Here is a 12,839-nt window from a genome sequence, read left to right as displayed (position 1 = left end):
ATGGCCACGATAGTCCTGTCTGCGGTCGGTGCATCGCTGGGAGCGGGGTTTGGCGGCGCGGTGCTGGGCCTGTCCGGTGCCGTGCTGGGTCGCGCGGCGGGTGCCGTCATCGGACGGGCGATCGACCAGCGCCTGCTGGGAGGGGGCGCCAAGGCAGTCGAGACCGGCCGCATCGACCGTCTGCGCATCCAGACTGCCGGAGAAGGCATCGCCATCCCCCGCGTCTGGGGGCAGATGCGGATGCCGGGTCACGTCATCTGGACGTCGCCCCTGGAAGAGGTCAGCCGCACCGAAGGCGGGGGCAGCGGGAAGGGCGCCCCGAAGCCGCGCGTGACCCAGATCAGTTACCGCATCTCGGTCGCGCTGGCGCTGTGCGAAGGCCGCATCCTGAGCGTTGGCCGGGTCTGGGCCGATGGGGAGGAGATTGCCGCCGATGACCTGAACATGCGCGTCTATCGCGGGGGCGCGACCCAGATGCCGGACCCGATCATCGCGGCCCATGAAGGGGACGAGGCGCCGGCCTATCGCGGCATCGCCTATGTCGTGCTGGAAAACCTCGGCCTGGAGCGGTGGGGCAACCGCATGCCCCAGCTGAGTTTCGAGGTGACCTGTCCCGCCCGGGACGGGTCCGGCCTGTCGCGCGATGTGCGCGCTGTGGCGCTGATCCCGGGGACGGGCGAATACTCGCTGGCCACGACGCCGGTGCACCATGCCGACGATCTGGGCGAGGTGCGCAGTTTCAACGTCAACACGCCCATGGGCGGCACGGATTTCAGCGCCTCGCTGGATGTGCTGGGGCGGGAATTGCCGAACTTGGGTTCGGTTTCGCTGGTTGTCTCGTGGTTTGGCAGCGATCTGCGGATCGGCAACTGCCAAGTCAGGCCGAAGGTCGAGTTCAAGGCGGCTGATGGTGACGAGATGCCGTGGCGTGCCGGCGGCATCACCCGCTCGCAGGCTGAGGAAGTGGCGCGGGCCGAGGGACGGCCCATCTATGGTGGTACGCCTTCGGACCGATCGGTCATCGAGGGGCTGCGCGCGCTGTCGGCTTCGGGTCGGAAGGCGATCTTCTATCCGTTCATCCTGATGGAGCAACTGGCCGGGAACGGTCTGCCCGACCCTTACGGGGCAACGGAGCAGGCCGCCATGCCCTGGCGCGGGCGGATCACCACCTCTGTCGCGCCGGGTCGGCCCGGAACCACCGATGGCACAACCAGCGCTGTCGATCAGGTGGCGGTCTTTTTTGGAACGGCGCAGCCTGATCACTTTGCCCGCAACGGGGATCAGGTGTCCTATCATGGGCCAAGCGAGTGGTCCTATCGCCGCTTTATCCTGCATTACGCCCATCTTTGTGCCGCGGCGGGCGGAATTGACGCCTTCCTGATCGGGTCCGAGATGGTGGCGATGACCCAGATCCGGGGGCCGTCGAACACATATCCTGCCGTCGCGGCGCTGCGGCAGCTGGCGGCGGACGTTCGGGCGATCCTGGGGCCAAGCGTCAAGATCGGCTATGCAGCGGATTGGTCGGAGTATTTCGGCCATCATCCGGGTGGAGGTGCGCTGTTCTTCCACCTCGATCCGCTGTGGGCGGATCGCAACATCGATTTCATCGGCATCGACAACTACATGCCGCTGTCCGACTGGCGGGACGGCGACAGCCACCTAGATGCGCGTTGGGGGCGGATCGACAATATCGACTACCTCAAGTCGAACATCGCCGGCGGCGAGGGTTTTGAATGGTACTACGCCAGCGACGCGGACCGGGATGCCCAGGTCCGCAGTCCGATCACGGATGGGACTTATGATGAGGCATGGGTCTGGCGCTACAAGGACCTGAAAAGCTGGTGGCAGAACCAGCACTTCAACCGGCCGGGCGGCGTTCGTCAGCGCGAGGCGACGGCCTGGGTGCCCGGATCGAAGCCAATCTGGTTCACAGAGATCGGCTGTGCCGCGCTGGACAAGGCCACGAACCAGCCCAACAAGTTCCTTGACGCGATGAGTTCCGAGAGCATGCTGCCGCATTACTCGAACGGAACCCGGAACGATGCGATCCAGGCGGCATATATCGAAGCGTCGATGGGCTTCTGGCGGGACCCGGAAAACAACCCTCGCAACGCCGATGGAATGGCGATGCTGGACACGGACCGTGCCCATGTCTGGTGCTGGGATGCGCGGCCCTATCCGGCGTTCCCAGGTCGCAGCGACCTTTGGTCGGACGGTCCGGCCTGGGATCGCGGTCACTGGCTGAACGGCCGTGCCGGGGCAGTGACCCTGCGTGCGGTGGTGCGCGACATCTGTCGTGCGTCCGGGGTGACTGCGGTGGATGTATCGGGCCTTTCCGGCGTCGTCCGGGGATATGCCCTGGGCGGGACCGAATCCGGGCGCGCGGCCTTGCAGCCCTTGATGCTGGCACATGGATTCGATGCCGTGGAGCGTGACGGCGTGCTGAGATTCGTGGCGCGGGATGGGCTGGTCAAGGCGCAGATCACGCCCGACGATCTGGCTGTGGCCGGAGAGCTGAGCGGGTTCGAGACGATCCGCCAGGTCGAGGCGGCCAATGTCGGACGCCTGCGGCTGAGCCACGTGGAGGCGGGTGGCGACTATGGTGTGGCCACCGCAGAGTCGAGCCTGGCCGACGAGACCCGTCATGCCGTCTCGGACAGCGAGTTCGCGATGGTCCTGACGCGTGCCGAGGGTCGTGCGGTCGCCGATCGGTGGATCACCGAGGCCGAAGTGGCGCGGGACACCGCGCGGTTCGTCCTGCCCCCCTCGCGCAAGGCTCTGGGGCCGGGGGACGTGATCCTGTCGCAGATGCCGGGGCAGGAGACCCGTCGCTGGCGCATCGACCGGGTGGAGCGTGCAGGCGCCATCACCGTTGATGCCGTCCGCGTGGATCCCGGCCTCTATTCGCCGCGGCTGAGTCATCACGAGCAGGGCGGCATCCGCCGCTATTCGCCGCCGCTGCCGGTCCGGCCCGTGTTTCTGGACCTGCCGCTGCTGCGGGGCGACGAGGTGCCGCATGCACCTTATCTGGCTGTCGCGGCGAATCCTTGGCCGGGCACTGTGGCAGCCTATGTCTCGGCCGAGGCGGAAGGGGGGTTCGACCTGAACCTGCTTGTCGAGCGCCGCGCCTTGATCGGGCGTACACTGACGCCACTGGCGCGGGCGCAGCCGGGGGTGATCGACCGTGGCGCGCCGCTGAGGTTGCGGCTGCCGAACGACGGCCTCCGTTCGGTCACCACCCGGGCGCTGCTGTCCGGCGCCAATGCCTTGGCGATCGGGGATGGGTCGATCGACCGCTGGGAGGTCATGCAGTTCGCCAAGGCGGAACTGGTGGCCCCCAACGTATGGGAGATCGGCCAGCGGCTGCGGGGACAGGCGGGCAGCGACGCATTGATGCCCGATAGCTGGCCTGCCGGCAGCCTGGTCGTTCTGCTTGATGGGGGCGCACGCCAGGTGGACCTGCCGCCATCCGCGCGGGGGCAGGAGAGGTTCTGGCGGATCGGCCCGGCCTCTCGGTCGCCTGACGATGCCAGCTATCGCAGCCGCACGACCGAGGCGCCGGGGATCGGGCTGCGCCCTTATACGCCCTGCCATCTGCGGATGAACGGGCGCGAGATCACCTGGGTCAGGCGCAGCAGGATCGACAGCGACGGCTGGGACGGACCCGACATTCCCCTGGGCGAGGGCACCGAGCGCTACCTGCTGCGGCTGAGCAGCAACGGACGTCTGCTTGTCGAAGCCGAGGTCGGCCAGCCGTCCTATTCCATTACGCAGACCATCTGGTCGCAGATGCCACCCGGACCGCTGACGGTCCAGGTGGCCCAGTTGTCCCAAAGCTTCGGGCGCGGCCCGTTCGCAAGGAGAGAGTTCAATGCCCAGTGAAACGATGCGCCTGCAGATGTCCCTGCTGCAGCCGGCGCAGGCGCAGAAGCATGTGACGGTGAATGAGGCCCTGATGCGGCTGGACGGCCTGGTGAACATGGTGCTTCAGAGCGCCTCGGTGGCGACGCCGCCAGAGACGGTTCTGAACGGTCAGTGCTGGGGCGTTCCTTCTGCGCCCCAAGGCGCTTGGAGCGGGCAGGCGGGCGCCATTGCAGTGGGTTCGAACGGCGGTTGGGTCTTTGTGCCCGCTGCGGCCGGGATGCGCGCTTTCATCGCGGACCGTGGGGCCGAAGCCGTCCATGACGGGGCGTCCTGGGTGACGGGCGCGCTGACCTTGGGAGCGTCCGGTTCCGGCCTGGTGGCGGGACTGGCCGAAGGTGAGGTGGTGGTGGCTTCCGGCACAAGCGTGACCAGCACCGTCCTGATCCCGGCCGGAGCGATGGTGATCGGCGCCGCCGCGCGCGTGACCGAGGATATCACCGGCTCAGCGACGGGATGGAGGCTGGGTACGGCCGGCGCGTTGGTCCGCTTTGGGCAGGGCTTGGGGAAACCGCGCGGTTCGTGGTCGCGCGGGATCCTTGGCAGCCCGATGACATATTACCAGCCCGCGCCGCTGGTCGTTACCGCCGAAGGCGGCACCTTTGCCGGCGGTCGCATCCGGCTGGCGGTTCATTGGCTGGAACTGCGCCTGCCGGTGTGACGACATTTGGCCCGCCCGGGTTTTCCCATGACGATTTCTGGGTTATGAGAGAGATCTGAGCGATCGGGCGGGCCAAGATGAACATGCTGCATGCCAAGAAAAAACCTCTGTCACTGAACCGGGACACCATCTGGGCCCAGCTTTGTGACGAAGCGCGTGCGGCCGTGGCCGGCGAGCCGTTGCTGGGTGCGCTGATCCATGCCGGTCTTCTGCATCATCACAGTCTGGAGGCGGCGCTTGCGTTCAGGTTTTCGCTGAAGCTTGCCTCCGGCGAGATGAGTGAGCAGATCCTGCGGGAGATCGCCGACCAGGCCTATGCCAGCACCCCGGAACTGGGCGATGCCGCACGGGCCGATCTGATGGCGGTCTACGACCGGGACCCGGCCACGCACCGCCTGTTGCAGCCGGTGCTGTTCTTCAAGGGCTTCCAGGCGCTGCAGGCCTATCGCATGGCCCATTGGCTGTGGCAGCAGGAACGTCGCGACCTTGCGTATTTCGTGCAGATGCGCTGCTCGGAGTGCTTTGGCGTCGATATTCATCCCGCGGCCCGGATCGGCACCGGGGTGATGATCGATCATGCCCATTCGATCGTCATCGGCGAGACGGCGACGGTCGGCAACGATGTGTCGATGCTGCATTCCGTGACCTTGGGCGGGACCGGCAAGGAAGACGGAGATCGTCACCCGAAGATCGGAAACGGGGTGCTGATCGGTGCCGGCGCCAAGGTGCTTGGCAACATCCATATCGGGCACCATTCGCGCATCGCGGCCGGTTCGGTCGTGCTGCAGGAGGTACCACCCTGCAAGACCGTCGCAGGCGTTCCGGCGCGGGTAATCGGGGATGCAGGCTGTCCCGAACCTTCGCACAGCATGAACCAGCTTCTTGGCGCAGGGGACAGCGCCTGACCTAGATCCAGTCGCCGACGCCGCTGCCCGTCAGTTCCGCCAAGGTGATCCTATCGCGCGCCAGGCGATCATCCAATGCCTGGGCCAGTCGCGGTGCCAGGGAAAGCCCTTGGTAGATCATCGCTGAGTAGACCTGAATTGCGCTTGCCCCTGCGCGCAGCTTTTCCCACACGTCGTCCGGACTGGAGATGCCGCCCACGCCGATCAGGGGAATGCGCCCTGCCGTTTCCTGGTGCAGCAGCGCCAGGATGCGGGTCGAGCGTCGAAAGAGCGGCCCGCCGGAGAGGCCGCCCGCCTCCTGTGCATGCAGCCCATTGATGCCGTCGCGTGACAGGGTGGTGTTGGTGGCGATGATCCCGTCCAGGCCCGCATTCTGCACGACCGATGCAACCTGGGTGACCTCGGCATCCTGCAGGTCGGGTGCGATCTTGACGAAGACCGGGATGCGCCGCGTCAGGCTGTCGCGCGTCGCCAGCACCCTGTCCAGCAAGGCGGCCAGCGCCTCTGCACCCTGCAGGTCGCGCAGCTTTTCCGTGTTGGGTGACGAGACGTTGACCGTCACGAAATCGGCAGATGTTCCCGCGACCCGCAAAACCTGGGCAAAGTCTTCGGCCCGGTCGGTGCTGTCCTTGTTGGCGCCGAGGTTCAGTCCTACCGGCACGCCTGCGGGACGGGCGGTAAGCCGTGCGCCGATGACCTCGGCCCCATCGTTGTTGAAGCCGAAGCGGTTGATGATCGCCTGTTGGTCCGTCAGTCGGAACAGCCTCGGCTTTGGGCTTCCAGGCTGAGGGCGAGGCGTGGCGGCCCCGATCTCGACAAAGCCGAAACCTGACTTCATCAGAGGCGCGATCACCTTGCCGTTCTTATCATAGCCTGCTGCCAAGCCGATCGGATTTGGCAGGCTGATTCCGGCCAGGTCAAGACGCAGCCTGTCCGATGTCACGGCGCCGCCATGCAGGGGCGCCAGCCCGCGCTGCAAGGCGCGGATCGACAGGTCGTGCGCGACCTCGGGGTCGATCCGGTGCAGGGCTGCCAGCCCGATTTTCTCGATGACGTTCATTGCAGCGCTCCGGTATCATGGCCGTGGGGCATCAGCGGGATGGAGCGCGACCACAGCACTTCGTTCATCCCAAGCGGGCGGTAGAGGTGCGGGAAGAGTGCGCCGCCGCGAGAGGGCTCCCACCTCAGGTCCGGGGCAAGGGTGCCCACGTCGCAGGCCAGCAGCGTCAGGCCGTCTTCTTCCGTGAAGTGCTTGCGCAACGTGACATCCAGTTGTTCGGCGGTCGAGAAGTGGATGTAGCCGTCGGCCAGATCTACGGGCGCGCCGGCGGTGGCGCCGTCCCGTTGCATCAGGTCCCATTCAGGCGCGTGGAGGACTTTGTAGATTAGCATGGCGCATTTGCCGCAGCCCCGGGTGTGGGGTCAAGACGTCATCGCATTGCCATGAACTCGTGCCACATCCCTTTGGCAGCGGTTTGACCACAAGACAGCGCTGCGCCAAGCTGTCCGGAAGAACCAGACATAACAGCAGGGGAATCAGGCATGAAACATCGCCTTCTTGGGGCCGCCTCGGCGCTTGCGCTTTTTGCGGGCGCGGCTCAGGCCGAAATGGTGCTGCACATCCTTCACACCAATGATGTCCACAGCCGCATCGAACAGATCAACGGGTCGGACAGCACCTGCAACGAGGAGCAGGCGGCGGCGAACGAATGTTTCGGCGGAGTTGCGCGGATCGCCAGCAAGGTGGCGGAGTTGCGCGACCGGATCCTGGCCGAGGGCGGGAGCGTCATCGTTCTGGACGCCGGCGACCAGTATCAGGGCTCGCTGTTCTACACGACCTACAAGGGGACCGAGGTGGTCGAGTTCATGAACGCCATCGGTTATGACGCGATGGCGGTCGGAAACCACGAGTTCGACGATGGCCCCGAGGGGCTTGCCGTTCTTGTGGATGGTGTCGAGTTTCCCGTGATTTCCAGCAACATTGATGTCTCGAAGTCGAATGTGCTGGCGGACAAGGTGGTCCGGCACAGCGTGATCGAGCTGGGCGATCAGAAGGTGGGCGTCGTGTCGGCCTTGGCGATGGACACGCCCGAAACCTCGTCACCTGGCCCGAATGTCACCTTCCAGGATGATGTCGAGAGCCTGAAGGCTTCGGTCGATGAGCTGACAGCCCAAGGGATCGACAAGATCATCGCCCTGACCCATGTCGGCTATCTCCGCGACCAGCAACTGGCAGCCGACGTGCCGGGGCTGGATGTGGTCGTGGGCGGGCATTCGCACACATTGCTGGGTGACATGGAGGGTGCCGAGGGTGCCTATCCCACGCTGGTCGCCGGACCTGACGGCAATGATGTCCCGATCGTGCAGGCCTATGCCTATGGCAAGTATCTTGGGCATCTGACCGTGACCTTCGATGACAATGGTGAGGTCACGGCGCTTGAGGGGCAGCCGATCTTGCTGGATGCCTCGGTCCCCGAGGATCAGGCAATCGCCGGGCGCGTGACCGAGATGGCAGAACCGATCCTGGAGCTTCGCGAGAAGGTCGTGGCGGAAACCGACGCGCCGATCGACGGAGACCGCGCCAATTGCCGCGCCCGCGAATGCGAGATGGGGAACCTGGTGGCCGATGCGATGCTGGACCGTGTTCGCGATCAGGGCGTCACCATCGCGATCCAGAACGGCGGCGGCTTGCGTGCCTCGATCGACGAGGGCGAGGTGACCATGGGCGAGATCTATACCGTCCTGCCGTTCCAGAACACGTTGGCGACCTTCCAGCTGAACGGGGGTGACATCATCGCGGCGCTGGAGAACGGCGCCAGCCAGCATGCCGAGGCAGGAGGCAGGTTCGCGCAGGTTGCGGGCCTGAAATACACGCTCGATCCGTCCGCAGGGCCGGGGTCGCGCATCAGCGACGTCATGGTGCAAGAGGATGGCGCATGGGTGTCCATCGACGAAGGCCAGACCTATGGAGTGGCGACGAACAACTACATGCGGGGCGGCGGCGACGGTTATGCCGTCTTTGCCGAAAAGGGCCAGAACGCCTATGACTTCGGTCCGGACCTAGCAGAAGTCGTCGCGGCTTACATGAGCGGCATGCCCGAGGGCTATGTGCCCTATCTTGACGGGCGCATCACCGTGAAATGAACGCCGCCCGTGCCGGCGACCGTTCCGGCACGGGCTATCCCCTTTCTTCGGCCGTTGGCTTGCCCGAAAGTCTGGGCTAAGCCTGCGAAATGACGACCGGTTTTCCCTTGGCGCTGCCGGGCCAGCGCATCGGCCTGCTGGGCGGATCCTTTGATCCTGCTCATGCGGGGCATCTGTTGATCAGCCAGGTGGCGCAGCGTCGGCTTGGCCTGGACCGGATCTGGTGGTTGGTGTCGCCGGGCAACCCCCTCAAGCTGCATGGACCCGCGCCCTTGTCCGCGCGGATCACACAGGCGCGGCGCCTGGCGCGGGATCCCCGGATCATTGTGACCGATGTGGAAGCGCGGCTTGGGCTGCGCCTGACGGCCGACACCATTCCTGCGCTGCAGCGACGCTATCCCGGCGTGGGCTTCGTCTGGCTGATGGGATCGGACAACCTGGTCCAGTTTCACCACTGGGATCGCTGGAGGCAGATCGCGCGCTGCGTGCCCATCGCGGTGATGGCGCGGCCCGGAAGCCGCCTTGCGGCGCGGCATTCGGTGGCGGCGCAGATGATGCGCGCGGCGCGGGTGCCGGAAGTCCGGGCCTTGACCCTGGCCGACCGTCACCCTCCGGCCTGGACGCTCCTCAACCTTCCCATGTCCAGCCTGTCCTCGACCGAACTGCGGAGGGCCCAGACATGAAACTGGACCGACGGGGGTTCCTGTCAGCCCTTCTGGCCTCTGCCGTCTTGCCGGATCTTGCGGGCGGGCAGGCGCTGGACCTGCGGCCGCCGCGGCGACCCGCACCCGACGCGCGGGATCTGGTCGCACGCGCGGCCCTGCCGGGACAGGTGTCCTTTGCCCTGTCCGACGGGCGAGAGCCGCTGGCCCTTGGAAAGGCGCTGATGCCGATGGCGCCGGCCAGCACGATGAAGGCCATCACCGCACTATTCGCCCTGGACCGCCTTGGTCCGGCACACCGCTTCAGCACGCGGATCATCCGGTCTGGCGACATGCTGATCCTGGCCGGAGGCGGCGATCCTGTCCTGTCCACCGACGATCTGGCGCGGCTGGCGGCCGACCTTGCGGCCAGCCCCCAGGAGCCGCCGCGGCGCTTTGCGGTCTGGGGCGGTGCCTTGCCTCATCTGCCGCAGATCACGGCCGAACAGGCACAGCATCTGGCCTATAACCCCTCGATCTCGGGGATGATCCTCAACTTCAATCGGGTGCATCTGGGCTGGAGCCGGGTCGGCGTTGACCTTCAGTTAAGCGTCGAGGCGCGGGCGGCATCGCAATCCCCACGCGCCTATACGATCACGGCCATGCCACGCGACCAGGCCGACCTGTTCACCTATCGCAACGATCAGGCGCGCGAATATTGGACGGTGTCGCGCGGGGCGATGGGCCGAAATGGAAGCCGCTGGCTGCCCGTGCGCCTGCCCGAGCTTTATGCCGCCGATGTTTTCCAGACGTTGTGCCGCGCGCGCGGCCTGGTCTTGCCCCCTGCCGAGATGATCCCTGTGCTGCCGCAGGGGCAGGTGGTTGCGCAGCACGACAGCCCCCCGCTGGAGGTGCTGATCCGCGACATGCTGCGCCATTCCACCAACCTGACGGCAGAGGTCCTGGGGCTGCATGCCAGCGGCGCGTCCGATCTGCCCGCTTCGGGCCAGATCATGCGGGACTGGCTGGGTAACCTGGGGCAGGGGCTTCGGCTGTTGGACCATTCGGGCTTGTCGGGCGACAGCCGGGTGACAGCCTATGGGTTGACGCGCGTTTTGGCTGGACCCGGCCGGGACCTGGATCTGGCCCGGCTGCTTCGCGTCAACCCCCTGTCGGAGGATCTGGGACGGGATCCCTCTGCCCGGCATCTTGTTACCGGCAAGACGGGAACGCTGAATTTCGTGTCGAACCTGACCGGCTATGTCACCACGGCATCCGGGGCCGAGGGGGTCTTTACCATCCTCTGCACCGATCCGGCCCGCAGACAGGCGGCCATCGGTCAGGAGCTGCCTGCGGGTGTCAGTACCTGGACGCAGGCTGCAAAGGCGCTGCAGCGCGACCTACTGGGCGCCTTCGCGGCGCGGCTGGACCCCTAGACGGTGATGTGGCGGACGCGGGCCGACAGTTCGATCGCGGCCGCATGCAGGCGGCTGATGTTCAGCTGGTCGCGGATTTCGGCCAGCATCATCACCTCTCCCTCGTAGAGCCGCCCATCGGCCGCGCCCACGTCGCAGGCCAGCGCATAGGCGGTCTCGTAGAGTTTTTCGGGAAGCGCATCGCGGATCAGACCGAAGAGCGCGTCCACACCGTCCTCCTCCTCGAACAAGGTCATGACCGTCTGGCTGACCGCACGGATGCGGTCGTCGTCATAGGCCGCGAAGACCGGGGCGTGATCGACCATGCGCTGGATTGCCACCAGCTCGGATGTTCGGATGGTGCTGTCCGAGGCTGACACCGCGACCATCACCGCGACCAGCGCATCGCAGGGGGAAAGGGAAGGCAGGTCGACGGTCATGGCACACTCCAACGGGGTTCGGGCGCAGATTATTGACGATGGCCGGTGCTTTCAATAAGCGTTCCGGACCCTCAGCAGGAGACAGCGACATGACCACCTTGCGCGATGCCGCAATGCAATCGAAGGCCTGGCCGTTCGAAGAAGCGCGCCGGGTGCTGAAACGCTATGAGAAGAAGGACCCCGACAAGGGACATGTGCTGTTCGAGACGGGCTATGGCCCGTCGGGCCTGCCGCATATCGGAACCTTTGGCGAAGTGGCGCGCACCACGATGGTCCGCCGCGCCTTCGAGATGATCAGCGACATCCCGACCCGGCTGATCTGCTTTTCCGACGACATGGACGGCATGCGCAAGGTGCCCGAGAACGTCCCCCAGCAGGAGATGCTGCATGCGCATCTGCAGCTGCCGCTGACCTCGGTGCCCGACCCCTTCGGCACGCATGAGAGCTTTGGCGGGCACAACAACGCCATGCTGCGCCGCTTCCTGGACACGTTCGGCTTTGAATACGAATTCATCAGCGCGACCGAGTTCTACAAGTCGGGCCGTTTCGATGACACGCTGCTGCGCGCCGCCGAGAAGTATGACGAGATCATGCAGGTGATGCTGGCCTCGCTCCGCGAGGAGCGTCAGCAGACCTATTCCTGCTTTTTGCCGATCAGCCCCACGACGGGGCGCGTCCTTTACGTGCCGATCAAGCATGTCGATGCGAAAAACGGCACGATCACCTTTGACGAGGACGGGCAGGAACTGACGCTGCCGGTCACCGGGGGCCAGGTCAAGCTGCAGTGGAAGCCGGATTTCGGCGCCCGTTGGGCCGCGCTGGATGTCGATTTCGAGATGTACGGCAAGGATCACAGCACCAACACGCCGATCTATGACGGCATCTGCCGCATCCTGGGCGGCCGTGCGCCCGAGCATTTCACCTATGAGCTGTTCCTGGACCAGGACGGACAGAAGATCAGCAAGTCCAAGGGCAATGGGCTGTCGATCGACGAATGGCTGACCTATGCGGCCACCGAGAGCCTGTCCTATTTCATGTACCAGAAGCCCAAGACCGCCAAGCGGATGTATTTCGACGTCATCCCCAAGGCGGTGGACGAATATCACCAGCAGCTGCGCGCCTTTCCCGATCAGACGCCCGAACAGCAGCTGGCCAACCCGGTCTGGCACATCCATGGCGGCACCGTGCCCGCCTCGGACATGGTGGTGCCGTTCCAGATGCTGCTGAACCTGGCCTCGGTCGCGGGCGCCACGGGCAAGGACGGGCTCTGGGGCTTCATCCGCCGCTATGCGCCCGGGGCCAGCCCAGAGACCCATCCCGACTTGGACGCCGCAGCCGGTTTTGCTTTGCGTTATTTCAATGACTTCGTGGCGCCTACCCGCAAGTTCCGCGAGCCAACCCGGGCGGAACGTGCCGCCATGGAGGACCTGGCCGGCCGTCTTGCGGCCTGGGACCAGCCCGCCGATGCCGAGGCGTTGCAGTCGATGGTCTTTGCCATCGGCAAGGATCATGGGTTCGAGCCGCTGCGCGACTGGTTCAGCGCCCTCTACCAGGTGTTGCTGGGGGCCGATCAGGGGCCGCGCTTTGGCGGCTTCATCGCCCTTTACGGCATCGACGAGACCCGCCGGCTGATCGAATCGGCGCTGGCGGGGCAGCTGGTCTCGGCCGAGGCCTGAGGCCGACGGACGGCCACCGCTTGCGGTGGCCGTTGC

General features: G+C 65.8%; 10 protein-coding genes. 7 read left to right on the top strand and 3 right to left on the bottom strand.

Features of this window, described 5'->3' with window-relative positions; translation table 11 throughout:
* The 3 genes from ACNR9W_RS09670 (at position 1) to cysE (ending at position 5,487) form a co-directional block, all read left to right on the top strand.
* Entirely contained in the window at positions 1-3,882 is a 3,882-nt protein-coding gene (locus ACNR9W_RS09670) for a baseplate multidomain protein megatron (protein ID WP_419267543.1), read from the top strand.
* The gene (locus tag ACNR9W_RS09665) at positions 3,872-4,582 is read left to right on the top strand and encodes a DUF2793 domain-containing protein (protein WP_419267544.1); all 711 of its coding nucleotides are present in this window, start codon (positions 3,872-3,874) and stop codon (positions 4,580-4,582) included. The genes ACNR9W_RS09670 and ACNR9W_RS09665 overlap by 11 nt, the downstream gene beginning before the upstream one ends.
* Before the next feature lie 77 nt (positions 4,583-4,659).
* The gene (cysE, locus tag ACNR9W_RS09660; RefSeq protein ID WP_419267545.1) at positions 4,660-5,487 is read left to right on the top strand and encodes a serine O-acetyltransferase; all 828 of its coding nucleotides are present in this window, start codon (positions 4,660-4,662) and stop codon (positions 5,485-5,487) included.
* Position 5,488: 1 nt separating this feature from the next.
* Here cysE and ACNR9W_RS09655 read toward each other — a convergent pair whose 3' ends face one another.
* Complete coding sequence (locus ACNR9W_RS09655; protein ID WP_419267546.1) at positions 5,489-6,547, bottom strand: quinone-dependent dihydroorotate dehydrogenase; 1,059 nt, start codon at positions 6,545-6,547, stop codon at positions 5,489-5,491.
* On the bottom strand, positions 6,544-6,879 hold the full coding sequence (locus tag ACNR9W_RS09650; RefSeq protein ID WP_419267548.1) for a DUF952 domain-containing protein: 336 nt from the start codon (positions 6,877-6,879) through the stop codon (positions 6,544-6,546). The genes ACNR9W_RS09655 and ACNR9W_RS09650 overlap by 4 nt, the downstream gene beginning before the upstream one ends.
* 150 nt (positions 6,880-7,029) lie before the next feature.
* Here ACNR9W_RS09650 and ACNR9W_RS09645 point away from each other — a divergent pair, with 150 nt between their 5' ends.
* The 3 genes from ACNR9W_RS09645 (at position 7,030) to dacB (ending at position 10,708) form a co-directional block, all read left to right on the top strand.
* Positions 7,030-8,631 (top strand): bifunctional metallophosphatase/5'-nucleotidase, encoded by a 1,602-nt coding sequence (locus tag ACNR9W_RS09645; protein WP_419267550.1) that lies wholly within the window; start codon positions 7,030-7,032, stop codon positions 8,629-8,631.
* 89 nt (positions 8,632-8,720) lie between these two features.
* Entirely contained in the window at positions 8,721-9,314 is a 594-nt protein-coding gene (locus tag ACNR9W_RS09640; RefSeq protein ID WP_419267551.1) for a nicotinate-nucleotide adenylyltransferase, read from the top strand.
* Positions 9,311-10,708 (top strand): D-alanyl-D-alanine carboxypeptidase/D-alanyl-D-alanine endopeptidase, encoded by a 1,398-nt coding sequence (dacB, locus tag ACNR9W_RS09635; protein ID WP_419267552.1) that lies wholly within the window; start codon positions 9,311-9,313, stop codon positions 10,706-10,708. The genes ACNR9W_RS09640 and dacB overlap by 4 nt, the downstream gene beginning before the upstream one ends.
* Here the strand turns inward: dacB and ACNR9W_RS09630 are convergent.
* Positions 10,705-11,127: a tellurite resistance TerB family protein gene (locus ACNR9W_RS09630; RefSeq protein WP_419267553.1), complete on the bottom strand. Its 423-nt coding sequence runs from the start codon at positions 11,125-11,127 to the stop codon at positions 10,705-10,707. The two genes, dacB and ACNR9W_RS09630, sit on opposite strands and share 4 nt — an antisense overlap.
* 89 nt (positions 11,128-11,216) lie before the next feature.
* On the opposite strand from ACNR9W_RS09630, the gene ACNR9W_RS09625 reads away from it, so the two are divergent.
* On the top strand, positions 11,217-12,803 hold the full coding sequence (locus ACNR9W_RS09625; RefSeq protein ID WP_419267554.1) for a lysine--tRNA ligase: 1,587 nt from the start codon (positions 11,217-11,219) through the stop codon (positions 12,801-12,803).
* Positions 12,804-12,839 lie beyond the last annotated feature (36 nt).

It is taken from the genome of Paracoccus sp. T5, assembly GCF_048538155.2.
GTDB lineage: Bacteria > Pseudomonadota > Alphaproteobacteria > Rhodobacterales > Rhodobacteraceae > Paracoccus.
Note: the sequence above shows the minus strand (reverse complement) of the source record. Positions and strands in the feature narration are given on the sequence as shown.